A 23,088-nucleotide genomic window follows, 5' to 3' on the forward strand; every position below is an offset into this window, starting at 1 on the left:
ATAATTTTACTTGTTATTTTGGTCAAGTCAAGGATACATACATAAAAAGGCAGCTGAACAATAGATTCAGCTGCTTAGAAAATATAGTAAATTAGTTTGTTGCTTCTTTCAATGTGTTTACGTTTTCTTCCATTAAAGTAAAGTAATCTTTATTGTTTTTCGCATCATCTTCAGAAATAGTAGCAAGGTGATTTAAGCGTAAAACTGTTGTACCAGTTTCTTTTTGAATAACTGATGCGACTTTTGGCGTAGAGAAAGTTTCAAATAAAATATATTTTAGACCGTGTTCTTTTACTGTTTTTGTAATGTCAGCAAGCTCTTTTTGAGATGGCTCATCAGAAGCTGAAATTCCGGCGATAGGAATCTGTTTTAAACCATAGCGCTGTTCCCAATAACCATAAGCAGCATGAGAAACTAAAATTTCTTTCGTTTTCGCATTTGCTACAGCAGCTTTAAATTGATCGTCTAAATCGGTAAATTTAGTTTGAAGTGCTGCAAAGTTTTTCTCGAATTCTTGTTTATGGTCAGGTTGTAATTCCACAAGAGCATTTTTGATTTTTTCAGCTTGTTTCATCGCAAGAGTAGGGTCTATCCAAACATGCGGGTCTTTATCATGATGGTGATCATCTTCTTTATGACCATCTCCGTGATCGTGATGTTCTTCTTCAGAAGAAGCACGAAGTTTAATTCCTTTTGATGCATTTACAATTTTAACATTTTCTTTTTGTAATGTTTTTTCCATCTTCTCAGCAAATGGTTCTAATTCAGCACCGTTATAAACGAATAAATCGGCTTTTGCAACTTGTACTGTTTGTTTTTGACTCGGTTCAAATGTATGTGAATCGGCACCAGGAGGGTAAATTGCTTCTACTGTTACATAGTCGCCACCAATTTTTTTTGCGAAATCTGCAAGAGGGAAGATAGTTGTATAAACAGTTAGCTTTCCATCTTTCTTGGCAGTACCTTCTTTTTTATTTGAGCAGCCAGTAAAAATTAAAGTGAAAATAAGTAAGAATGAAAATATAGTCAATCTTTTAGGCATGAAGTTCTCCTCTTTTCTTTTTTTACGGATATATCTTCAATTATAGAAGAAAAATATCATTTTAATACAAAACGGAATAATTACGTTTTAGTTTGCGAACTTAGTATAATACATCTTTCATAAAGTTGCAATAAATAATAATCATTACGATTTGATTTTGTAATAAAGTTGTCAAATATAGATGTATTATTTTTGTGAATGCATGCATATGTGACAACGCTGCTTTCATATATTTGAAAGGAAGGTGAAGAGGGGGATGAGCGCTTGGGATATTTAATGGAAGCTATCTTATTGATATTAGCGGTAGTATTGCCATTATCTTTCGTTTTAATCTTTTTAAGACGCTTAATAAGTAATTTAGGGAATGCATCAACGATAACGAAATTACCAGAGAAAGAAAAGAAAAAAGAGTAAGTAAAGCACTATGCATACGCATAGTGCTTTACTTATGGTAAAATAAAAAGAAGGAAACTCCTAAAAGTTGTATGTCACTGAAGGAGAGAAAAGTAAAATAAGAGGTATATGCATATATGAATAAGCGAACAGCGTTAGTACTTGGTGCAAGTGGTTTAGTTGGACAAGAGATAACGCGTCTATTACTTGAATCAGATTACTACGATTCGGTTACTATTTTTGTAAGAGAACCAATGCAATGGCAACATGAGAAGTTACAGCAGAAGAAAGTAGATTATTCGGCATTAGAAAAATATAAAGAATTTTTTGCAGTAGATGATGTTTTTAGTTGTCTAGGAACAACAATAAAAAAAGCAAAAACAAAGGCGAATTTCAAAAAAGTAGATTATGAATATACGTTACGAGCTGCTTGTTTAGCTGAAAAGCAAGGGGTGCAAAACTTCCTTGTTGTGTCTTCGATGGGAGCAAATCCTAAATCATTTTTCTTTTATTCACAAGTAAAAGGGAAAATGGAAGAGGAATTGCAAAAGTTAGTGATTGGTGGTATTCATATTTTTAGGCCGTCTTTATTAGTTGGAAATCGACAAGAGTTTCGTTTTGGTGAACGAATGGCTGAAAAGTTAACTCGAATTATTCCTTTTATATTTAAAGGGGCTTTCAAAAAGTATAAACCAATTTCAGCTAAAGATGTGGCGAAAGGGATGTATATAACTGCGCTGCGAGAAGAATCTGGTCTCCACATTTATAATTCAAATGAAATTACAACGATAGAATAAATAAAACCGAGAAGAATGGCTTCTCGGTTTTATTTATTCATATTGATTTTCCCAGGAGCCCGCTTATATTGATACGGTTCTTGCAATTCAAAACCAAGTTCATTTGCGGCTATTCTTGGGAAGTACGGATTGCGAAGTAACTCACGTCCGATAAAAATTAAATCTGCTTCGTTAGTATTTAATATTTGCTCTGCCTGTGCCCCAGTCGTAATCAATCCAACTGCCCCAGTTGCAATGTTAGCATGTTCTTTAATATGTTTAGCATATTGTACTTGGTAACCAGGATAAACATCAATATGTGTCGGTACAACTGCACCAGAACTACAATCGATTAAATCTACTCCTTGTTCTTTCATCCATTTTGAATACTGAACGTAATCTTGAACGGTTAGCCCGTCAGGATGATAATCATTTGCTGAAATACGAACAAATAACGGTCCGTCCCAAACTTCATTTATAGATTCGATGATTTCACGTAAGAAACGATAGCGGTTTTCAGATGAACCGCCATATTCATCCGTTCGTTTATTGGAAAGTGGAGAAAGAAATTCGTTAATTAGATAACCGTGAGCGCCGTGTATTTCAATAACGTCAAATCCAGCTTGTTTTGAACGCAGTGCAGCCTTTTGAAAAGCTAGTGCGGTGTCTTTAATTTGCTCTTTACTCATTTCCAGTGGTATTTTCATTGTTTCATTAAATGGGATTGCTGAAGGTGCTAACGCATCTGTTTCTAACTCAGCTTTTCTTCCGGCGTGAGCGAGTTGAATGGCAGCTTTTGCACCATTATCATGTATAAAAGTTGTCGCTGTATGTAATCCTTCAATTAGACTGTCGTCCCAAATACCTAAATCTTTGTTAGAAATGCGACCTTCAGGTAACACAGCTGTTGCTTCAATCATAACTAAACCGACTTGACCGGCAGCCCTAGTTCCATAATGAACGAGGTGGAAATTCGTTACTTTTCCATCCTCATTTTCCGAAGAATACATACACATAGGCGACATGACGATACGGTTTTTTAGTATAACATCCTTAATTGTGTAGGGTGAAAAAAGTTTGGAATGCATCAAATAGCCTCCTTGATTGAATTTTCTTATATTTTACCATTCTCTTTTTTGTTTCTCTAATAAAACGCTTATACGAAAAATTTTGTCTATTCGTGTTACAATGACTAATATGAACTGAATTGGAGGATGACATATGTACCAGGCTTATTATGAAAGTGAATTAGGTTTGCTAGAAATTACAGCGAACGAAGAAGGAATTACGTCTGTTATATTTGTTGATGAACGACAAGAAGAAAATACAAATGAAATGATAGATCAATGTATAAATGAGCTAGATGAATATTTTAAAGGAAAAAGAAAAGAGTTTACTGTACCACTGTCTGCAGAGGGAACGTCATTTCAAAAAAATGTATGGGATGCGCTCTACACTATTCCTTATGGCGTAAGTGCTTCATATTTAGATGTTGCGGAGAAGGTTGGTAATACGAAAGCTGTACGAGCAATAGGAGGAGCAAACAGTCGTAATCCCATTTCAATTATCGTTCCGTGTCACCGTGTAATAGGAAAGAGTGGAAAGCTTGTAGGGTATGCGGGTGGTTTATGGAGGAAAGAGTGGCTGTTAAAACACGAAGGTATTTTGAAATGAAGTATGAATGGAAAGAGGGATTGTTTTGGAATGTATAAATTGTGGGCAACCTTGTGCGAATGAACAGTTAAATTGTGCAAACTGTCAGCAAAAACTGCATAATAAACAAGGTGAAGGAAGCTCGCTAATAGACAAAGAATTAGAAGAATATGTAGGGAGACAATATCCGTACTACAAAAAAAAATGGGAGCTTGAAAATAAGCGAATTGCAAAATGGAGCTGGAATGGTTGGGCTGCTATTTTTAATGTAGGTTGGCTTGGCTATCGTAAGTATTATTTACCCGCTGCATTATTTATACTGTTATTAGTAGTGTGTGATGCGTTTTCATATTATATGGGCTTCAACGTAGCATTGCCAATCATTAATATGGTGCCTCTCACGTTTTTATTACTCGTTTTTATCTTATTCGGGCTAGGGATTTTTGCGAATGGATTATATTATCAATTTGCAGAAAGACGTATATACCGCATAAAGGCACGTGAAATTAAAGATGAATCGGTTGAAAATTATCTCATTCGTGATAGTGGAGGAACGAGTAAAATGGGAGCAACGATCGTTACAATGTTAGCAGTTGCTAGTATTTTGCTCAGTCATTTCTTTTTCCCAACTGATCGGGATATTATTCAAAAAGTTCGTACAAGCTCGCTTTATGAATATCCAGTCTTTTCAATTGGTGAATCGTTCGAAAATTATTTTCAAAATTCAGGATGGATATACTATCGTGGAACGGAAGGATTAGAATTAGTAGAATTTCAGGGGGAGAGTCCTGAGATGCCAAGGAAAAAGGTGACAATTCAATTTATTGTTGATTATAAATTGGGAGAAGTGGAACCATATTCACTTACGATTAACGGTGAATCTAAAAATGAAGAAGAGTTTTTGAAAATAATGGAGGAAATATTTAAAGTTCAAAATCCATTTGATATAGAGGATGGCTTACAAGTAAATGCTATTCAACAAAGCGGAGGGAAAGCGATTTCTGACCGCTTTTTTTCTTTTTATGAAAATAAATATTTAAAATAATCAGAATCTTTTGTATAATAAAATATATTATACAAGTTTTAACTTATACATATAGATTGGGGGAAGGAAGAATGAAGAGAAAGACAACAACAATTGCTGCACTTGCGTTATCGACTAGTGTACTGGTTGCGGGATGTGGGAATGGGGAGAAGGCTTCGACAACGAAGAAAGAATCAAGTAAGGGAATGGCAGATAAACAAGTTTTAAATTTGCTAGAAACAGCTGAAATTCCTTCAATGGATACATCTAAATCAACAGATTCTGTATCTTTCCGTGTATTTGTAAATGCAATGGAAGGATTATATCGTCTAGATAAAGATAATAAACCAACTCCAGGTATGGCCAAAGATGTGAAGATTAGTGAAGATAAAAAGACATATACATTTGAATTACGTGATGCAAAATGGTCAAATGGTGATCCAGTTCGAGCGCAAGATTTTGTATATGCATGGCAACGTACATTAGATAAAGCAATAGCAGCAGAATATGCATTTATTTTATTTGATGTGAAAAATGCACAGAAAGTAAATAAAGGAGAAGTACCGTCGGATCAATTAGGTGTTAAAGCGAAGGATGATAAAACGTTGGTAGTAGAATTAGAGCAACCAGCACCTTATTTCCTTGAGCTTACTTCGTTCCCTACATTCTTCCCATTAAATGAAAAGTATGTAAAAGAACAAGGGGATAAATATGGATTAGAAGCAGATAAATTATTGTACAATGGACCATTTACAATGAGTGAATGGAAACATGAACAAAGTTACCAGTTAAAGAAAAACCCAAATTATTGGGATAAAGATGCTGTAAAATTACAAGAAATTAATGTGGGTATAGTAAAAGAGACAAGTACTGGGGTAAATTTATATGATAGTGATCAAGCAGACCGTGTCATTTTAAGTTCTGAGTTTGTAGACAAATATAAAAAGAATAAACCAGATGAATTTAAAACGAAGCTAGACCCACGTATGTATTTCCTACGTTTTAATCAAAAAAATGCAACGTTTAAAAATCAAAAGGTTCGTGAGGCGATTGATTTAGCGTACGATAAAAAAGGAATTGCGGATGTAATTTTGAATGATGGATCATTGCCAGCGTATTTCTTAGTACCTGAAAAGTTTACGACAGGACCAGATGGAAAAGACTTCCGTACTGTAAATAAAAATTTCCGTGACAGTAAAGATAATGCTGCGAAAGCAAAAAAACTGTGGGAAGAAGCGAAGAAAGAACTTGGTCAAGATACAATTACAGTAGAATTACTAAATGATGATAACGGTAGTCGTAAAAAAGTGGGCGACTTTATTAAAGAAGAATTAGAGAAAAACTTACCAGGTATTAAAGTGAATTTGAAGCAACAACCATATAAGCAGAAGTTAGATTTAGAAAAGAAATTTCAATATGAATTCTCATTATCTGCATGGAGTCCAGATTATCCAGACCCAATGACATATATTGATATGTTCGTTACTGGAAGTTCATTTAATGAAATGGATTATTCAAATCCGAAGTATGATAATTTAGTAGCGAAATCAAAAGGAGAACTACTAAAAGATGACGCAGCACGCTGGAAAGCACTTGCAGAAGCTGAAAAAATCTTAATTGGTCAAGATGTTGCAATCTCTCCTACGTACCAACAAAGTACAGCTTACTTAGAGAAGACGTATGTAAATGGTATTGCTAACCATACGTTCGGTGGCGACTTCAGTTATAAATGGGCATATATTACAAAAAAATAGTATAATAAAAGATGAGTGAATTTTCGCTCATCTTTTATTTGTTTAAGGAGGAACGTGGAGTGTTGAAAGGAATCAATCATCTTTGTTTTTCAGTATCAAATTTAGAAAACTCTATTCTGTTTTATGAAAGAGTGCTAGAAGGAGAACTATTAGTTAAAGGGAGAAAACTTGCATATTTCAATATATGTGGAGTATGGATAGCACTGAACGAAGAGGCACATATTCCAAGAAAGGAGATTTATCAATCTTATACGCACCTCGCATTTTCTGTTGAACAAAAAGATTTTGAACGCCTGTTACATCGGTTAGAAGAAAATAATGTTCATATTTTACAAGGAAGAGAACGTAATGTGAGAGATTGTGAGTCTATATATTTTGTTGATCCTGACGGTCACAAGTTCGAGTTTCATTCAGGGACACTGCAAGACCGTTTAAATTATTATAGGGAAGAAAAACCACATATGACATTTTACTAGGGAGGAAGAGTATTTGCATGCACTTGTAATCGGGGGAACAGGGATGTTAAAGAAAGTTTCTATGTGGCTTTGTGAGCAAGGATTCCATGTTTCTATTATTGGACGAGATGAAGTGAAATTAGAATATGTGAAGAGAGCAAGTTCTGCACCAGAAAATATCACATGCCTTCCGTTAGATTATCATAATAATGACGAAGTAAAGATAGCTATTAAAGGTACAATTGAGAGAAATGGTCCCATAACATTAGTTGTGGCATGGATACATTCAAGTGCAAAGTATGCGTTATCACTCATTTGTAAGGAGATAGAATTTTCGTCTGAGACATACAGTTTATTTCATATTTTAGGCAGTAAAGTATCGCGTATGAATACAGGGAAAATAGGTGGTACGCTTTGCCTGTATCATAGAATTATATTAGGTTTTATTTTAGAAGATACATTCGGAAGGTGGCTTACTCATCAAGAAATATCAGATGGAGTAATTAATGGGATTGAAAGTAATTGCAATGAATGGATTGTGGGGCAAATAGAACCATGGGAATTACGACCAAATTGATAAGGGGGAATGGGAAATGAAAACAACTGTATATGTAACAAGGCACGGTGAAACAGAATGGAATGTAGCGAAGCGAATGCAAGGACGGAAAAATTCAGCTTTAACTGAAAATGGTATGTTACAAGCGAAACAATTAGGGGAGCGTATGAAGGATTTACCACTCCATGCCATATATAGTAGTCCAAGCGAAAGAACACGTCATACTGCTGAATTGATTAAAGGGGAACGCGATATTCCAATTATAGAAGATGAACGTTTCTATGAAATAAATATGGGGATATGGGAAGGACAAACAATTGCTGATTTGGAAATGCAATATCCAGAAGAAGTACATTTATTTTGGAATGAACCACATCTTTTTCAGTCAACATCAGGGGAAAACTTTGCGGCCGTTTATAAAAGAGTAATTGAAGGGATACACTTTCTTTTAGAAAAGCATAAAGGAGAAAACATTTTAATAGTTACTCATGCTGCAGCAGCGAAACTACTTGTAGGACATTTTGCAGGTCTTGAAATTGAACATGTATGGGGAGAGCCATTTATGCATAGCGCGAGTCTTAGTGTAATTGAATTTGATGAAGATCTTGGTAAAGTAAAACAATTTGCAGATATAAGTCATTTTCAGTAAACGTAAAAAAGGCCGCAACGCGGCCTTTTTTGGTGGACATAAAAAACTAGCAATTACGTTTTTTATACCAGAAGTGATCGAATTTTTTATTCTTGCAAGAAGAAGACTTGTGTCTGCTATCTTTGCAATCATTCCATTTGTGTCCGTCATCGTGACAGTCCTTACCATGATCCCACGAATCATCACAAGAACCATGATGGCTATGAGGGAAAAATACACATTTTTTACAGAAACATCGTTTTGTCCAGAAACATTTCTTTTCAAAACGAACGCATTTTGTAACGAAAGTGCATTTTTTCACGCGAGTACGTTTTGTAACTATAACGCATTCTTTTCTACGAGTAACTTTTGTAACAAAAGTCCATTTTTGAACGCGTACACGAGTACATTTTGTAACGAAAGTCCATTTTTTTACATGAGTACATTTTGTAACGAAAGTACAATGTTTCACGCGAGTACATCTTGTTCTTGGACATTTATTCCCTGTTGTACATCTACGCCCTGTTGTACATCTACGCCCTGTTGTACATTTACACCCTGTTGTACATTTATGATGATCATCATCGCACTCAAAAGTACTTGGATCTTGGTGTAAGAAATCCTCCATCCCTGCACTTTTGATTTCTTCAACAGCTTTTCTAATATCACGTTTCATAGAAATCCTCCTTATCATGTATTAAAGTGAAAAGGTATTCTTTTTCCTTAACATGATATGAGATATGACGACGTTCTGAACAGGACAAGAGTGTAATTTTATATAAATAGATGATAGCGGATGTATGGACAAGACAAGGCGCATACATTGAATGAAGAGAACTGAGAAGGGATGAGAAAACATGCTGCCTTCATATGATTTTTTTGTTCATCCAATGTACTTAGTGGAATTGAAAAAAGATATTTGGTCAGATAGTCCAGTGCCAGCAAAATTAACTTATGGAAAAAAGAAGTATGACATTGATATCGTATACCGGGGTGCTCATATTCGCGAATTTGAGAAAAAGTCTTATCATGTTGTATTTTATAAACCGAAAAAATTTCAAGGCGCGAAAGAGTTTCATTTGAATTCTGAGTTTATGGATCCGTCACTCATACGAAATAAATTATCTTTAGATTTTTTTCATGATATTGGTGTACTTTCGCCAAAATCACAACATGTATTTATAAAAATCAATGGTCAAATTCAAGGTGTATATTTACAGTTAGAATCAGTTGATGAAAACTTTTTGAAAAATAGAGGATTACCGAGTGGTTCTATTTATTATGCGATAGATGATGATGCGAATTTTTCATTAATGAGTGAGCGAGATAAAGATGTTAAGACAGAGCTCTTTGCGGGTTATGAATTTAAATATTCGAATAAAAATAGTGAAGAACAACTAAGTGAATTTGTATTTCAAGCGAATACTTTGTCGAGGGAAGATTATGAAAAAGAAATTGGGAAGTTTCTACATGTAGATAAATATTTACGATGGTTAGCTGGAGTAATTTTCACGCAAAACTTTGACGGTTTCGTTCATAACTATGCACTATACCATAACGATGAGACAAATTTATTTGAAGTTATACCGTGGGATTATGATGCAACTTGGGGGCGAGATGTACAAGGGAGACCGCTTAATCATGAATATATTCGCATTCAAGGGTATAACACGTTAAGTGCAAGATTGTTAGACATACCTGTATTTAGAAAGCAGTATCGAAGTATTTTAGAAGAAATATTAGAAGACCAATTTACAGTTTCGTTTATGAGGCCGAAAGTAGAAGCGTTGTGTGAATTGATTCGTCCATATTTACTACAAGATCCATATATGAAAGAAAAATTAGAAACGTTTGATCAAGAGGCTGATATGATTTATGAATATATAAATAAAAGAAGGAAGTATATACAAGACCACTTACATGAATTGGATTAATTTTGAAAGAGATTGGAACATTATCAATCTCTTTTTTTGTATAATAAAGGTGTACCAAAAAAGTGAAATGATATGTATTTGATAGAGAATGGGGTTGTGTAGAGATGACGATTAAATGGATTGATTGGGTAAAACAAATACAATCTATAGCCCAAGCGGGTTTAACGTATTCTAAAGATGTGTACGATATAGAACGTTTCCAACAATTACGAGACATTTCGATTTCGATGATGTCACATTACACAAAAACAGATTGGGAAGTAGTAGCGAAACTATTTGCAAGTGAGACGGGCTATCAAACACCAAAAGTTGATATACGAGCAGTTGTTTGTCAAAATGAAAAGCTATTATTTGTGAAGGAAAAAAGTGATGGGAAATGGGCATTGCCAGGTGGATGGGCTGATGTTGGTTATACGCCAACAGAAGTAGCAGCAAAAGAGGTTTTCGAAGAGACAGGATATGAAGTAGATCGTTTTAAGCTAATAGCTATATTTGATAAAGAAAAGCATCAACCATCGCCTTCAGCAACGCATGTATATAAGATTTTTATTGGTTGTAATATTGTTGGTGGGGAAAAGAAGGTTAGTATTGAAACAGAAGAAATAGAGTTTTTTGGTGAAGATGAATTGCCGGATTTATCAATTGCTAGAAATACAGAAGAGCAAATTAAAGAAATGTTTGCTTATATGAAAGACCCACAGAAAGAAAAAATAATAGATTAATGCTGCTTGAATTGTACATATTGTTAAAATGAAGATATTGGCAGATTGCAATCTTTATGTGATAATGGGATGGTATGTGAAGAAAAAAGGAGATAGAAAAGAACATGTTAGCAAATATAATAGATCAGTTATTGCAATTTTTTGCAAGCTTAGGGTACTTTGGAGTAGCTCTTGCTTTAATGATTGAAGTAATCCCAAGTGAAATTGTACTTTCGTATGCTGGCTTTTTAGTAGCGGATGGTAAAATTAGTTTTGTGGGGGCAGTTATCGCCGGAACGATTGGTGGTACTTTAGCGCAAATCTTTTTATACTGGCTTGGATACTACGGAGGGCGTCCGGTTGTAGAGAAATATGGGAAATATCTACTTATTAATAAACACCATTTAGACATAGCGGAAGGTTGGTTTAAACGTTACGGAGCAGGCGTAATATTTTCTGCACGCTTTATTCCAGTAGTACGTCATGCGATCTCTATTCCAGCAGGACTAGCTAAGATGCCATTAAAACTATTTACACTTTATACGGTTGTAGCGATTATTCCGTGGTCAATTCTATTTATATACTTAGGTGAAAAACTTGGTGGGAATTGGCGTCATATTAAAGAGTATGCATCTGATTATACACATTACATAATTATAGGAGCTGTGCTCTTTATTGCACTATACTTCGGTTTAAAGTATTTGAAAAAGAAAAAAACAACACGTTAAAGTCAATGATGATTCATTGGCTTTTTTATTTGTTTCGGTTCTAAACAAAAGGAGTTGTCCATAATGTGTAATAATAAAGCGTAGCGGAGGAATGTGATGAAAGGGTCACCGTTTATACGTGGAACGATATTTTTAACGATGGCAACGATGATATCTAAAATGTTAGGGTTTATATATATTATACCATTTACAGCAATGGTTGGTACGAGTGGGTACGTTCTATACGCGTATGCATATCGTCCTTATACGATTATGCTGAGTATAGCGACGATGGGGTTACCGCTCGCTGTTTCAAAGATGGTATCAAAATATGATCAACTAAATGATTATCATACAGTTAAAAGAGTACTAAAGAGTGGTATCGTTTTTATGTTAATAATGGGAGTTGTATCGTGTGTCACACTGTATGTATTAGCCCCGCATTTAGCTGAACTTGTAGTTGATGGAAGTGATCAAACGGGGAATAGTGTAACTGCTGTCGCTACTAACATTCAAATTGTAAGTTTTGCGTTAATACTTGTACCAGTAATGAGTTTATTAAGAGGCTTCTTTCAAGGATTTCAGTCGATGGGCCCTTCTGCATTAAGTGTAGTTGTAGAGCAATTCTTTCGGGTCTTAACTATATTGATAGGAAGTTTTGTCGTATTATATGTTTTAAAAGCTTCTGTATCGCTAGCAGTTGGTATTTCAACGTTTGGTGCTTTCATGGGAGCAATAGGTGGATTAGCTGTTTTAACTGCGTATTATGTAAGAAGGAGAAGGCATTTAAAGAAAAAAGAGATGACAAGTATACCGCAAACGACGAAATCTTTCTTCTCGTTGTATAAGGAGCTCTTTACATATTCTATTCCTTTCGTCGTGGTTGGTTTAGCTATTCCTTTGTATCAGACTATAGATACATTTACAATTAATAAACTACTTATACAAATTGGATATATGCAAGGAGAAGCGGAAAAAATCAATGCGATTATTGGTCTTGTTCAAATGGTTGTACTTATCCCAGTTTCAGTTGCGACTGCTTTTAGTATGTCTCTCGTTCCAGAGATGACGAAAGCTTATACAGCAGGGAATACGAAGTTACTATATAAACATTTTACAAAGACGAATCTATTAGTAGTAGGGATTACGGTACCAGCGGCGATTGGAATGATGGTGTTAGCAAAACCAATATATACGCTTTTGTTTAGTACGGGGAATGATCCGGAGATAGGGAGTGTTATTCTACAATATTATGCTCCTGCGTGTATACTATTTTCACTCTTTACTGTAACGGCTGCCATGCTGCAAGGAATTAATCAACAACAGAAAACAGTATTAGGTTTAGTAATCGGAATTATTGTAAAGATAATATTAAATATTGTATTGCTTCCGTATTTCGATTATGTAAGTTTTATCATTTCAACTTACGCTGGCTATACGATTTCAGTTGGTTTTAACTTGTGGATGCTTTCTAAATATGTTATAAAGGCAACATAAGCTTTTTAAGGCAGAGAATCCTCTGTCTTTTTCTACGTTTATAATATTTTTCACGTAAAAGCGTTTTCAAAATAATTTTTCTATTGAAATTTAAACGTATGTTTCATATGCTGAGAATGGCGGTTCAAAAACTGTTATGTAAGAGAGGTAGATTCCTACATGTAAAAAGAATCGGGGTGATAGTATGTTAAATATGTATTTAACAGACCGAAACGGAAAACTACAAGAGATTGAGGAAATGCAAAAGGGTTGCTGGATTAATGTACTTCATCCAACTGAAGAAGAAATTCAGTATTTAGTACAAACTTTAAATGTAGACTTAGATTTCATTAAAGACCCTTTGGATGATGAAGAACGCTCTCGTATTGAAAAGGAAGACAATAATACCTTAATCATCGTCGATATTCCGACAGTTAGGCATGATGAAGAGGGGAATTCGATTTATGACACGATTCCAATAGGTATGATTGTAATGCCAGATTGTTTCGTTACAATTTGCTTAGAAGAGAATCCAATTTTTGAACGTTTTATTAATCAACGTATTAAAGAATTTTATACGTTTAAAAAGACACGCTTTGCACTGCAGCTCTTATATACGATTTCTACTTATTATTTAAGATACTTAAAGCAAATAAATCGAAAAACAATCGATTTAGAGCACCAATTAAATAAATCAATGAAAAACAAAGAAATTTTTACATTGTTAGGCCTTGAAAAAAGTTTAGTTTACTTTACAACGTCACTAAAGGCTAATAAAATTGTAATTCAAAAATTAATGCGAAACAGTACATTTTTAAAAATGTATGAAGACGATCAAGATCTATTAGAAGATGTATTAATTGAAAATAAACAGGCTATTGAAATGGCGGAAATATATAGTCACATTTTAAGTGGAATGATGAATACATTTAGTTCCGTTATATCAAATAATTTAAATAGTGTTATGAAACTGTTAACGTCTATTACAATTATTTTATCTTTACCAACAATGGTTTCTAGTTTCTTTGGAATGAACGTAAAGGTTCCATTTGAAGGTGAAGCGTATGGTTTTGTAATTGTACTCATTATATGTGTAACTTTATCGTTCACATTGGCATTTGTTTTTTGGAAGAAACGTTACTTTTAACAATAAAAAAGCTGCTCTAGCATAGTTGTAAAACTACGCTAGAGCAGCTTTTTTGCTATGAAATCTCAATTTTGGAATAGAATATAACATGTGAAATGTAATGTGTATGAAGGTTATGAATTCCGTATAAGCCTTGTCCAATTAATAAAATGGGGTTAAAATTACATATTGTTAAAGAAAAGTTGGAGGAAATACATCATGGAATTGTTTCAATTACCGAAAGCATTCCTGCAAATGAATACAATTTTTATCTCAATATTAATCGAGGCACTTCCGTTTGTGCTAATTGGTGTATTTATTTCAGGATTCATTCAAATGTTTGTGACAGAAGATATGGTGGCAAAATGGATGCCGAAGAACCGATTTCTGTCAGTTTTACTAGCTACTTTTTTAGGCATGATGTTTCCAGGATGTGAATGTGGAATTGTTCCGATTGTAAGACGATTAATCGGAAAAGGCGTTCCGCCATACGCAGGGATTGCATTTATGTTAACTGGACCGATTATTAATCCGGTTGTACTATTTGCTACATATGTCGCTTTTGGAAGTAGTATGCACATGGTATGGTATCGTTCTATTGTAGCGATTATCGTAGCAATTATCGTTGGAATTATATTATCATTTATGTTTAAAGAACATCAATTACGAGATGATCACTTCCCAGAAGTGAATCATAAGCGTCCGTTACGTAAAAAAATGTGGGAGGTATGTACGCACGCAGTTGAGGAATTCTTCTCAATGGGAAAATACTTAGTACTAGGTGCGTTAATTGCAGCAGCGGTTCAAACGTTTGTACAAACTTCAACACTTCTTGCTATCGGACAAGGGCCGTTTTCTTCATCAGCTGTAATGATGGGACTTGCCTTTATATTATCACTTTGTTCAGAAGCAGATGCATTTATTGCTTCGTCATTCCAAAGTACATTTTCAACAGCATCACTCGTCGCGTTTCTCGTATATGGACCGATGGTGGATATTAAAAATATGTTTATGATGCTTGCGACGTTTAAAACAAAATTTGTAATTGTCGTTATAGTTACAGTTACACTTGTTGTTTATGCAAGCTCACTACTCATTTATGCGATGGGGTGGTAGGTTATGTTTCGAGCATATATATTATTAGGTTTTACAATATTAATTGCGCAGCTTCATATTTCTGGTAATATTACGAAGTATATCAATATGAAGTATGCCTACTTATCAACAACAGCAGCCATTATTTTAGGGTTTTTAACGATTGTTCAAATTATTATCGTTTTCCAAAAAGAACATCAAAAAGAAAAAGATCAGCACAATTGTGGTTGCGATCATAGTCACTGCGGGCATGATCATTCGAAAGATGAGAATACATGGTGGAAAAAAGTGTTTTCTTACACATTATTCTGTTTTCCAATCATTACAGGATTGTTTTTCCCAATTGCAACATTAGATTCCGATATTGTTAAGGCGAAGGGATTCCATTTTCCAGTGGCGCAAGCAGAAAGTAAAGATCCATTTATGACAAGGCAATTTCTAAGACCTGATACGAGCATTTATTACGGGAAAGAAGGATACCGTGGTGTAATGGAAAAAGGGAAGAAAGAGTTTGTTACGAAAGACAGTATTACTTTAAAAGATGAAGATTTCTTAAAGGGTATGGAGACGATTTATAACTATCCTGGCGAGTTTACTGGGAAAAAATTATCTTTTAAAGGGTTTGTGTTCAGAGATGATTCTTCTAAAAAAGAACAATACTTCTTATTCCGTTTCGGTATTATACACTGTGTAGCGGATTCTGGTGTATATGGTATGTTAGTGAAAAAACCAGAAGGGGTAGAGTGGAATAATGATGACTGGATCCAAGTAGAAGGAGAAATAACAACGGAGTTTTATCAGCCGTTCCATGCCAATATTCCCGTTTTAGAAGTAACGAAATGGAATAAAGTTGAGCAGCCGAAAGAACAATATGTATTTAGAGGAGCCGATTGATAACATCGGTTCTTTTTTATGGACTAAAAGTTCTGAATGTTGTTAATATTAAACGTGTAGTTCATTTAGTGTAGTGAACAGTACATGATTAGTTGAACTCATTGAAAGTATACGGACAGCCCGACTTCCACCTAATTTCTTCTGGGAGTCTTACTACCCGCAAATAGCAGGATAATTAATCAAGGGGGCGATAACAATGACTGAAGTAAAGGGAAAAACAGCTAATGAGTCTAGAGTGTTTAAAACGAGCCGAGTATTTCCAACGGATTTAAATGATCATAATACACTATTTGGTGGGAAAATATTAGCGGAGATGGATATGGTTGCTTCTATTTCAGCAACGAGACATGCAAGAAAAGAATGTGTCACAGCGTCTATGGATTGGGTTGATTTCTTACATCCTGTTCGTTCATCTGATTGCGTTAGTTATGAATCCTTTGTAATTTGGACGGGAAGAACTTCAATGGAAGTTTTTGTGAAGGTAGTGGCTGAAGACTTAATTTCAGGTGAGAAGCGTATAGCTGCAACGTCATTTGTTACATTTGTTGCACTTAGTAAGGAAAATAATCCAGTTCCTGTACCACGAGTTATTCCTGAAACAGAAGAAGAAAAAGAATTACATCGTATTGCTGTATTACGTGCGGAACAGCGTAATATTCGTAAGGCAGAGAGTAAGAAAGTAGCCACATTGTTAACTTTTTGAATTGAATATATAGTCGTTAAGGTTACCATAACAAACGATAATGGTTTTAAAATAAAAAGCGGACACCTAAAAATAGGTGTCCGCTTTTATAGTTTTTTCATCCACATATCATATGACAATAACTACTTAGCAGAAGCAAGCAGCACCGACGATGATTAAGAGGATAAATAATACGACTAAAAGCGCAAATCCATTACCATGTGCGAAGCCCATTGTTATTTCCTCCTTTTATTTTAAGATACAACATACAATATGCAAATGAGCTGTTGTTTGATATGGACATATATCATGTAAGGACATTTTTTCTTGAATGATTATGTATAAAAAAAGGGAAGATATAGGAATAACAGTAAGTGGAGAAAGGAAATTATCCATGAAGCACTTTTTCGCTCTAATCCTTTTTTTTATAGGTGTATTCATATGGATGAACATCGATGTGGAAATGGGGAAAAAAATGGCTAGTGAATATGAATTAGGACAAGTTCGATTAGGCGAATTTCAACTATATACGAACGGAGAAGAGTTATATAGGAGATTATTTGAGGATATAAACAATGCGGAAAAGTATATATATATTCATTTTTATATTGTAGGTAAAGATGAAATAAGCAGAGAGTTTTTACAGTTATTAGAGAAAAAAGCATCTAGCGGGGTAGAAGTGAAGTTGTCAGTCGACCGTATAGGTGGATATAAGCTGAAGAAAAAGATACTGAATCAATTAAAAAGAAAAGGTGTCCAGTTCACATTTAGTAAAAAACCTAAACTGAAAAATATATTCTATTCTTTGCATCAACGAAATCATAGACGCATTGTTACGATAGATGGAAAGGTATCATACGTCGGTGGTTTTAATATCGGAAAGGAATACCTTGGACAAAATCCGAAATTTGGTCCATGGCGTGATTATCATGTACGTATCACTGGGAATGGTGCAACTGATATGGAAAGAAAATTTGCTAAAGATTGGAAAGAAGATACCGGGGAAAAAATGCCTGCACATGAAAGTTTACCTGCAAAAGGAAATGTAAAATATCAATATTTGTTTTCAAATGGAAAAGGTTTATGGCAGAAATATGGGGTGCTTATAAAGCAGGCTAAAAAGTCTTTAATAATTGCTACACCTTATTTTGTACCAAGTAAAGAAATGATGAAAGAGTTAAAAGATGCATTACATCGCGGTGTTAATGTAAAAATTCTCGTGCCATTTAAAAGTGATGCCGTATTGTTAAAACAAGCTGCTTATCCGTATTTGAAAGACATGTTACATGCTGGAGCGGAAATTTATCAATATCGCAATGGATTTTTTCATGGGAAAGTAACGATCATTGATGGAGAAATTGTTGATATCGGTACAGCAAATTTTGATAATAGAAGTTTTTATTTAAATTGCGAATCTAACTGTCTCATATATGACAAAACAGTTGTTGCTGACGTATGGAGTCGATTAAAGGAGGATTTTCATAAATCAAAACGATTTTCTGAACAGGATTTTGAGGGAATTAGTAAATGGGATTGGTTTTTAGCAAGAATAGCGAATGTTTTAGCGTCATATTTATAGCATATAGACAAAAGAAGGGAGGAACTTCAATGGACTGTATGAAAGAATTAATGAAGTATAGTTACATGTTAATTTATAAAGTAGGAGAGTATACTGAAAAAATCCGGGATGAAGAATTAAAGGATATAATACAGCACCATTTACCGTATATGTTACAAGCATATAATGAACAAGTGAATTTTCAAGAAGGAGAAAATGTACAGCATATAACATGTGAACCAATTTTGTTTCATTGGTCTGAAATGGAAATGGAAAAGGAAATAGATAATACATATACAGGAGATATCCAAATTGCAATCTGTTATATTTCACATTTGAAACGATTAGCATTGAAGTTTGCTCAAGTTGCAGTGGAAGTTGCAAATCCAGAATTTCGTTCGTTTTTGGAAAACTGTTTCCTGAAAATGAATCGTTACGCTTATAGTGTGTGGCAATATGTTGTGAAGAAGGAATATAAAATTACACATGTATATGAAAACGAGAAATTTGCATAAAAAACTAAGGCGGAATAGTTGTCGCCCTAGTTTTTTACTTTCATGCAGAGAAAAGGGCTAAATGTAATTATTATTAGAAAATTTACAAACATTTACCGTATATTTACTATTTTTCAATCTTTCCTTTAAAAATAGAGAGTAATATGGGATTGTACATATTCTATCAAAGGGAGGAAACGCAAATGAACAAATGGGTTAAATCATTAACTGCTATGGCACTTGCAAGTTCTTTATTAATGGTAGGTTGTAGTAAAGATGAGGACAAGAAGAAAGAAGAAGACACAACAACACAACAGGATGAGAAAAAGGATAAAGAAACAAGTGGAACAGAGAAGTCTACTGATTCTAAAGAAAAGAAATAAAGTAATAATAAAGCTTCCTCTTATATATGAGGAAGCTTTTTTGTTGTATATTGATTGAGAGTATTGAAAAAATAGAGAAAGAATGAGAGAGGAGTAAACAAATGAAAGTATGTGTATTGGGAGCGACAGGTAGAGTAGGTTCGGAAATAATAAAATTAGCATTAAAGGATTCATCCGAAGTGACGGCATTCGTTCGTGATTTAAATAGAATGGAAATAGAACATGACAGGTTACATGTTATAGAAGGAAATATATTAAACGAAAACGATATAAAGAAAGCGATAGAAGGATGTGATATCGTAATTAGCGCTCTTGGAACGGATGGAAATGGGACATTAGCAAAGAGTATGCCAAATATTATAAAGTATATGGAAAAAGAAGGCGTTAAGAAAATTATTACGATAGGAACAGCTGGTATTTTACAAGCGAGAACAAATCCAAATGTATATCGTTTCCAATCATCGGAATCAAAAAGGAAAACGACAGCAGCAGCAGAGGATCATTTAGCTGCATATAAGGCGCTTCATAATAGTGATTTATGTTGGACCATTGTTTGTCCGACGCATTTAATAGACGGTGAGATAACGGGGGTATATCGCACTGAACAACATATATTGCCAGAAGATGGAGCGAAAATTACAGTTGGTGATACAGCACATTTTACATGGGGTTTATGCAATGAAAATATATATGAAAATAGTCGAGTTGGTATTTCATATTAAAAACCATCCCAAAAGCGGGATGGTTAAAAGATGATATAACATACGAAAATGATAATCATAATGATTTGGAGAATAGCTTTCGCTACAGTACTGCTTAAAAAACCAACTACAGTAGCAACTCCTACTAGAAAGGCGTCTTTTGGCGTCTTTTTATGCATGAGCTCTGTGAAAAATACCGATAAGAACGGTATAATTATTAAACCAAAAGGTGGGAAGAAGAACGATCCAACAATGATAGAAATCATACCGACACGTTCGCCCCATTTTGAACTTCCATATTTTTTTAGGAAATATCCATTAGCAATAAAATCAGCGACGAAAATGAATAGGGTGAAAATGGCTTGAATGACCCAAAAAGTAATTGTTAGTTCCCCGCCATTTATACCAAAATGGTAAATCAAATATCCAGCCCATACAGCTAAGATACCTGGGATAATAGGGTAAATAAAGGCGAGAAATGAAATGATGAAACAGGCAATGATACAGATTGTTAAGAAAACAGTCACTTTATAACTCCTTTTTAATATCTAATTTATGTACAGCAATTTTTTTGATTTGATGTCCATCAAGTTCTAATGCTTTAAATTGAAACCCAGCATATTCAATAGAATAACCAGCTTCAATATTTAAGTCAACCGCTTGAGAGAGGAGCCAGCCTCCAATTGTATCTAAATCGCTATCATCAATATGTAGGCCAAACATATCATTTACTTCAGAAATGAGTACTTTTCCATCTAAAACAGTAAGCTTCGGGGTACGCTTTTCAATCATAGGTGATTCATCCGCGTCAAATTCATCTTGAATTTCTCCAATAATTTCTTCAAGAATATCTTCCATTGTTAAAAGCCCAGCAGTACCACCATATTCATCCATAATGATTGCCATCTGAACGCGATTCTTTTGAAGATGTACTAATGTTTTACGGATTGGAACAGTTTCAAATACAGTTAGTACGGGATGTATATAAGATTCAAGTGGTTTATAAATACCTTTCGTTTGATCATGAAATATTTCTTTCGTATTTATCATCCCGATGATGTCATCTTTATCTTTTTCAATTATAGGATAGCGTGTATATTTTTCAGTTGCGACGATATCCATATTTTCTTCTAAAGTATTTTCGGTAGATAAGCAAACCATTTCAGTACGAGGGACCATGATTTCTTTTGCAACCCGGTCATCAAATTCAAAAATATTATTTACATATTTATATTCGGTTTGGTTTATTTCTCCGCTTTTAAAACTCTCACCTAAAATGAGTCGTAATTCCTCTTCTGAATGAGCAAGTTCATTTTCTTTCGCTGGCTCTAAACCGAGTAGTTTTGTGAAAAATATAGCTGCACTATTGAGTAGCCAAATGAACGGATACATAATTTTATCAAATAAAATAAGTGGTTTGGCAAATTTGAGTGTGATTGCTTCTGCTTTTTGAATTGCGAAAGACTTTGGAACTAATTCACCTAATACAACGTGGAAAAATGTAATAACGCTAAAAGCAATAATAAAAGATAACGTGTTAGCCATTGTTCCAGTCATGTTGATTTTTTCAAAAAGCGGTCGTAATATATGTTCCACAGTCGGTTCACCAAGCCAACCAAGCCCTAAAGAAGTAATCGTAATCCCGAGCTGACAAGCAGATAAATAAACATCTAAATTAGATAGGACACTTCTTGCAGCTAAAGCTTGTTTATTACCTTCATTTGCAAGTTGGTCAATTCGGCTTTTTCGTACTTTTACAACAGCGAATTCTGATGCAACGAAAAAGCCCGAAATAAGAATAAGTACAAAGATGAGAAAAATATTTAATATGTCCAAGTGTGTTCTCTATTCCAAAGTTTGAAATAAAGATGTCACCTCCTGCAATTATGTTATACTTTTATAATAAATCCAAATGAAAAGAATAGTCAAAGGAAAAGGGTAAATATTGGCATGTTTATAGTGTAGTTTTAGAGTTTGTTGTTATTTTGTCCTCGATACAAAAGGAATAACCCTCTACTTTCAGAATATAGAGGGCTATGTAACTTTACGGTTTTGGGATACTTCGTGTTATAGTGTATGTTTGTTGTTTAGAGTAGTTTGTTGTCCAAAGTGCTTGGAGAAAAGATAAGACGCTGTATGGGATATACAATAGTAGTAAACCGATTGTGACAATTACAGGTGCAGTACCACCAAATTGAACGATAAATTGTAATAATCCGCTCGAGTGAAAAGTACATTCCATAATTAAAAAGGAAAAAATAATAGAACTTAAAATAGATTTATGATTCGAAGTAAGTGCTAAAAATAATGTATCAACAAGGAAAGCAGAATTTTTCATTTCATATTCACTTGTGTTATACAGGAAAGGGAGCCATTTCTTTATTGCTTGCATAACGATAATCATAGAGGTACTACATACGATGATCAAAGATGAGAAATAAGAAAACTTTATAAAGTTTGCAATATAGAGAAGAAGTAGTAAGATAGAACATTGTAAAAATACAGTGCAAAAAGAGTACGGTATCCAGTGTAGGAAAGTAGTGATCTTTTTAATTGAATTTGGTGCTTTTAAAAATAGATGACCGATTCCTAAACTTATAAAGAAGCCAATTGCAAGAGTGAAAGTGAAACGAACAATTGATAAAAAATATATTTCCCATATGTAAGGGAATAGTGGTGTTGAATGAGTAGAAGTATGTATCATCTGATTTGCTGAGAAAAAAATAGATTCATGCATCCAATCAATTTTTGGAATTGATATAGAAGAAAGTTGATCGAAGTTTTGGAAAATACTTATTAAGCCATTTTGATAAGAATAATTATGTGTAATAAAAAGAGCTGGGATAGGACTTATGAGAAAAATAACAATGACACCAATTATAAATTTGCATATATGCGAGCGTAACAAAGACATATAACCACCTACTCTTTGAATATTCAGAAAATTCTTATTCTTATTTTAGCGTTTTTCTAATAAAGTTACAATATCTTTTTCATTAAGTCATTCAGAGAGAGGCTTTCCTAGTGAAGATATGCAAGTGAAGGATTCATGAATA

27 protein-coding genes are annotated in these 23,088 nt (G+C 34.2%); 20 read left to right on the forward strand and 7 right to left on the reverse strand.

Annotated elements, in window-relative coordinates:
* Window positions 1-91: 91 nt before the first annotated feature.
* On the reverse strand, window positions 92-1,042 hold the full coding sequence (locus JDS98_RS08030; RefSeq protein WP_001126163.1) for a metal ABC transporter substrate-binding protein: 951 nt from the start codon (window positions 1,040-1,042) through the stop codon (window positions 92-94).
* 264 nt (window positions 1,043-1,306) lie between these two features.
* On the opposite strand from JDS98_RS08030, the gene JDS98_RS08035 reads away from it, so the two are divergent.
* Complete coding sequence (locus JDS98_RS08035) at window positions 1,307-1,456, forward strand: hypothetical protein (RefSeq protein ID WP_000540935.1); 150 nt, start codon at window positions 1,307-1,309, stop codon at window positions 1,454-1,456.
* A gap of 116 nt (window positions 1,457-1,572) precedes the next feature.
* A complete protein-coding gene (locus tag JDS98_RS08040; protein WP_087970085.1) occupies window positions 1,573-2,232 on the forward strand; it encodes an oxidoreductase in 660 nt (219 codons plus the stop codon).
* A 29-nt stretch (window positions 2,233-2,261) separates the two neighbouring features.
* Here JDS98_RS08040 and namA read toward each other — a convergent pair whose 3' ends face one another.
* A complete protein-coding gene (gene namA, locus JDS98_RS08045) occupies window positions 2,262-3,299 on the reverse strand; it encodes an NADPH dehydrogenase NamA (RefSeq protein WP_087970086.1) in 1,038 nt (345 codons plus the stop codon).
* A gap of 133 nt (window positions 3,300-3,432) precedes the next feature.
* On the opposite strand from namA, the gene JDS98_RS08050 reads away from it, so the two are divergent.
* From JDS98_RS08050 to JDS98_RS08075, 6 genes are all read left to right on the forward strand, one after another.
* Window positions 3,433-3,885, forward strand: a complete 453-nt coding sequence (locus JDS98_RS08050) for a methylated-DNA--[protein]-cysteine S-methyltransferase (RefSeq protein WP_199633771.1) — start codon at window positions 3,433-3,435, stop codon at window positions 3,883-3,885.
* A gap of 25 nt (window positions 3,886-3,910) precedes the next feature.
* Window positions 3,911-4,909: a DUF2628 domain-containing protein gene (locus tag JDS98_RS08055; protein WP_140158532.1), complete on the forward strand. Its 999-nt coding sequence runs from the start codon at window positions 3,911-3,913 to the stop codon at window positions 4,907-4,909.
* A 71-nt stretch (window positions 4,910-4,980) separates the two neighbouring features.
* A complete protein-coding gene (locus JDS98_RS08060; protein ID WP_199633772.1) occupies window positions 4,981-6,642 on the forward strand; it encodes a peptide ABC transporter substrate-binding protein in 1,662 nt (553 codons plus the stop codon).
* A gap of 59 nt (window positions 6,643-6,701) precedes the next feature.
* Window positions 6,702-7,118, forward strand: coding sequence for a FosBx1 family fosfomycin resistance bacillithiol transferase (fosB, locus tag JDS98_RS08065; RefSeq protein WP_097959188.1), 417 nt, complete (start codon window positions 6,702-6,704; stop codon window positions 7,116-7,118).
* A 13-nt stretch (window positions 7,119-7,131) separates the two neighbouring features.
* Window positions 7,132-7,674: a short-chain dehydrogenase gene (locus tag JDS98_RS08070; RefSeq protein WP_097959189.1), complete on the forward strand. Its 543-nt coding sequence runs from the start codon at window positions 7,132-7,134 to the stop codon at window positions 7,672-7,674.
* A 16-nt stretch (window positions 7,675-7,690) separates the two neighbouring features.
* On the forward strand, window positions 7,691-8,302 hold the full coding sequence (locus JDS98_RS08075; protein WP_000859191.1) for a phosphoserine phosphatase 1: 612 nt from the start codon (window positions 7,691-7,693) through the stop codon (window positions 8,300-8,302).
* Between the two features lie 46 nt (window positions 8,303-8,348).
* Here the strand turns inward: JDS98_RS08075 and exsB are convergent, their stop codons facing one another.
* A complete protein-coding gene (gene exsB, locus JDS98_RS08080) occupies window positions 8,349-8,957 on the reverse strand; it encodes an exosporium protein ExsB (protein WP_033662989.1) in 609 nt (202 codons plus the stop codon).
* Between the two features lie 181 nt (window positions 8,958-9,138).
* Here exsB and cotH point away from each other — a divergent pair, with 181 nt between their 5' ends.
* From cotH to JDS98_RS08120, 8 genes are all read left to right on the forward strand, one after another.
* Window positions 9,139-10,215, forward strand: a complete 1,077-nt coding sequence (gene cotH / locus JDS98_RS08085) for a spore coat protein CotH (RefSeq protein ID WP_000938007.1) — start codon at window positions 9,139-9,141, stop codon at window positions 10,213-10,215.
* Between the two features lie 104 nt (window positions 10,216-10,319).
* Window positions 10,320-10,937 carry an NUDIX hydrolase N-terminal domain-containing protein gene (locus JDS98_RS08090; protein ID WP_199631379.1) on the forward strand — a complete coding sequence of 206 codons (618 nt, stop codon included), beginning with the start codon at window positions 10,320-10,322 and terminating at the stop codon, window positions 10,935-10,937.
* 104 nt (window positions 10,938-11,041) lie between these two features.
* On the forward strand, window positions 11,042-11,644 hold the full coding sequence (gene uptA, locus JDS98_RS08095; protein ID WP_000880689.1) for an undecaprenyl phosphate transporter UptA: 603 nt from the start codon (window positions 11,042-11,044) through the stop codon (window positions 11,642-11,644).
* 96 nt (window positions 11,645-11,740) lie between these two features.
* Window positions 11,741-13,120 carry a putative polysaccharide biosynthesis protein gene (locus JDS98_RS08100; protein ID WP_097959191.1) on the forward strand — a complete coding sequence of 460 codons (1,380 nt, stop codon included), beginning with the start codon at window positions 11,741-11,743 and terminating at the stop codon, window positions 13,118-13,120.
* 184 nt (window positions 13,121-13,304) lie between these two features.
* Entirely contained in the window at window positions 13,305-14,246 is a 942-nt protein-coding gene (locus JDS98_RS08105; protein ID WP_000933700.1) for a magnesium transporter CorA family protein, read from the forward strand.
* A 198-nt stretch (window positions 14,247-14,444) separates the two neighbouring features.
* A complete protein-coding gene (locus JDS98_RS08110) occupies window positions 14,445-15,341 on the forward strand; it encodes a permease (protein WP_087970089.1) in 897 nt (298 codons plus the stop codon).
* 3 nt (window positions 15,342-15,344) lie between these two features.
* Complete coding sequence (locus JDS98_RS08115) at window positions 15,345-16,214, forward strand: TIGR03943 family putative permease subunit (RefSeq protein WP_000488051.1); 870 nt, start codon at window positions 15,345-15,347, stop codon at window positions 16,212-16,214.
* A 196-nt stretch (window positions 16,215-16,410) separates the two neighbouring features.
* A complete protein-coding gene (locus JDS98_RS08120) occupies window positions 16,411-16,917 on the forward strand; it encodes an acyl-CoA thioesterase (protein ID WP_000141169.1) in 507 nt (168 codons plus the stop codon).
* Between the two features lie 126 nt (window positions 16,918-17,043).
* Here JDS98_RS08120 and JDS98_RS08125 read toward each other — a convergent pair whose 3' ends face one another.
* Window positions 17,044-17,130, reverse strand: a complete 87-nt coding sequence (locus tag JDS98_RS08125) for a YjcZ family sporulation protein (protein WP_000505094.1) — start codon at window positions 17,128-17,130, stop codon at window positions 17,044-17,046.
* A gap of 160 nt (window positions 17,131-17,290) precedes the next feature.
* Between JDS98_RS08125 and cls the strand changes: the two genes are divergently transcribed.
* The 4 genes from cls to JDS98_RS08145 all read left to right on the forward strand — a co-directional run bounded on the left by cls (window position 17,291) and on the right by JDS98_RS08145 (window position 20,053).
* Window positions 17,291-18,475 (forward strand): cardiolipin synthase, encoded by a 1,185-nt coding sequence (gene cls / locus JDS98_RS08130; protein ID WP_199633773.1) that lies wholly within the window; start codon window positions 17,291-17,293, stop codon window positions 18,473-18,475.
* A gap of 29 nt (window positions 18,476-18,504) precedes the next feature.
* On the forward strand, window positions 18,505-18,969 hold the full coding sequence (locus tag JDS98_RS08135) for a spore coat protein (RefSeq protein ID WP_199631381.1): 465 nt from the start codon (window positions 18,505-18,507) through the stop codon (window positions 18,967-18,969).
* A 182-nt stretch (window positions 18,970-19,151) separates the two neighbouring features.
* A complete protein-coding gene (locus JDS98_RS08140; protein ID WP_001045958.1) occupies window positions 19,152-19,331 on the forward strand; it encodes a hypothetical protein in 180 nt (59 codons plus the stop codon).
* Between the two features lie 101 nt (window positions 19,332-19,432).
* Window positions 19,433-20,053 (forward strand): NAD(P)-dependent oxidoreductase, encoded by a 621-nt coding sequence (locus tag JDS98_RS08145; RefSeq protein ID WP_097954772.1) that lies wholly within the window; start codon window positions 19,433-19,435, stop codon window positions 20,051-20,053.
* A gap of 23 nt (window positions 20,054-20,076) precedes the next feature.
* On the opposite strand, the gene JDS98_RS08150 is transcribed toward JDS98_RS08145, so the two are convergent.
* The 3 genes from JDS98_RS08150 to JDS98_RS08160 form a co-directional block, all read right to left on the reverse strand.
* Entirely contained in the window at window positions 20,077-20,559 is a 483-nt protein-coding gene (locus JDS98_RS08150; RefSeq protein WP_000215663.1) for a DUF456 domain-containing protein, read from the reverse strand.
* A 1-nt stretch (window position 20,560) separates the two neighbouring features.
* Window positions 20,561-21,868, reverse strand: coding sequence for a hemolysin family protein (locus JDS98_RS08155; protein WP_000353739.1), 1,308 nt, complete (start codon window positions 21,866-21,868; stop codon window positions 20,561-20,563).
* Between the two features lie 208 nt (window positions 21,869-22,076).
* A complete protein-coding gene (locus JDS98_RS08160) occupies window positions 22,077-22,946 on the reverse strand; it encodes a hypothetical protein (protein ID WP_199631382.1) in 870 nt (289 codons plus the stop codon).
* Window positions 22,947-23,088: the final 142 nt, after the last annotated feature.

This window comes from Bacillus cereus group sp. N11, from assembly GCF_016483605.1.
Lineage (GTDB): Bacteria > Bacillota > Bacilli > Bacillales > Bacillaceae_G > Bacillus_A > Bacillus_A toyonensis.

What these genes read in the sequence shown, in the direction of transcription:
- JDS98_RS08030 (WP_001126163.1), bottom strand. Translation starts at nt 1,042, where the DNA reads ATGCCTAAAAGATTGACTATATTTTCATTCTTACTTATTTTCACTTTA.
- JDS98_RS08040 (WP_087970085.1), top strand. Translation starts at nt 1,573, where the DNA reads ATGAATAAGCGAACAGCGTTAGTACTTGGTGCAAGTGGTTTAGTTGGA.
- namA (WP_087970086.1), bottom strand. Translation starts at nt 3,299, where the DNA reads ATGCATTCCAAACTTTTTTCACCCTACACAATTAAGGATGTTATACTA.
- JDS98_RS08050 (WP_199633771.1), top strand. Translation starts at nt 3,433, where the DNA reads ATGTACCAGGCTTATTATGAAAGTGAATTAGGTTTGCTAGAAATTACA.
- JDS98_RS08060 (WP_199633772.1), top strand. Translation starts at nt 4,981, where the DNA reads ATGAAGAGAAAGACAACAACAATTGCTGCACTTGCGTTATCGACTAGT.
- JDS98_RS08075 (WP_000859191.1), top strand. Translation starts at nt 7,691, where the DNA reads ATGAAAACAACTGTATATGTAACAAGGCACGGTGAAACAGAATGGAAT.
- exsB (WP_033662989.1), bottom strand. Translation starts at nt 8,957, where the DNA reads ATGAAACGTGATATTAGAAAAGCTGTTGAAGAAATCAAAAGTGCAGGG.
- cotH (WP_000938007.1), top strand. Translation starts at nt 9,139, where the DNA reads ATGCTGCCTTCATATGATTTTTTTGTTCATCCAATGTACTTAGTGGAA.
- JDS98_RS08090 (WP_199631379.1), top strand. Translation starts at nt 10,320, where the DNA reads ATGACGATTAAATGGATTGATTGGGTAAAACAAATACAATCTATAGCC.
- uptA (WP_000880689.1), top strand. Translation starts at nt 11,042, where the DNA reads ATGTTAGCAAATATAATAGATCAGTTATTGCAATTTTTTGCAAGCTTA.
- JDS98_RS08100 (WP_097959191.1), top strand. Translation starts at nt 11,741, where the DNA reads ATGAAAGGGTCACCGTTTATACGTGGAACGATATTTTTAACGATGGCA.
- JDS98_RS08105 (WP_000933700.1), top strand. Translation starts at nt 13,305, where the DNA reads ATGTTAAATATGTATTTAACAGACCGAAACGGAAAACTACAAGAGATT.
- JDS98_RS08110 (WP_087970089.1), top strand. Translation starts at nt 14,445, where the DNA reads ATGGAATTGTTTCAATTACCGAAAGCATTCCTGCAAATGAATACAATT.
- JDS98_RS08115 (WP_000488051.1), top strand. Translation starts at nt 15,345, where the DNA reads ATGTTTCGAGCATATATATTATTAGGTTTTACAATATTAATTGCGCAG.
- JDS98_RS08120 (WP_000141169.1), top strand. Translation starts at nt 16,411, where the DNA reads ATGACTGAAGTAAAGGGAAAAACAGCTAATGAGTCTAGAGTGTTTAAA.
- JDS98_RS08125 (WP_000505094.1), bottom strand. Translation starts at nt 17,130, where the DNA reads ATGGGCTTCGCACATGGTAATGGATTTGCGCTTTTAGTCGTATTATTT.
- cls (WP_199633773.1), top strand. Translation starts at nt 17,291, where the DNA reads ATGAAGCACTTTTTCGCTCTAATCCTTTTTTTTATAGGTGTATTCATA.
- JDS98_RS08135 (WP_199631381.1), top strand. Translation starts at nt 18,505, where the DNA reads ATGGACTGTATGAAAGAATTAATGAAGTATAGTTACATGTTAATTTAT.
- JDS98_RS08140 (WP_001045958.1), top strand. Translation starts at nt 19,152, where the DNA reads ATGAACAAATGGGTTAAATCATTAACTGCTATGGCACTTGCAAGTTCT.
- JDS98_RS08145 (WP_097954772.1), top strand. Translation starts at nt 19,433, where the DNA reads ATGAAAGTATGTGTATTGGGAGCGACAGGTAGAGTAGGTTCGGAAATA.
- JDS98_RS08160 (WP_199631382.1), bottom strand. Translation starts at nt 22,946, where the DNA reads ATGTCTTTGTTACGCTCGCATATATGCAAATTTATAATTGGTGTCATT.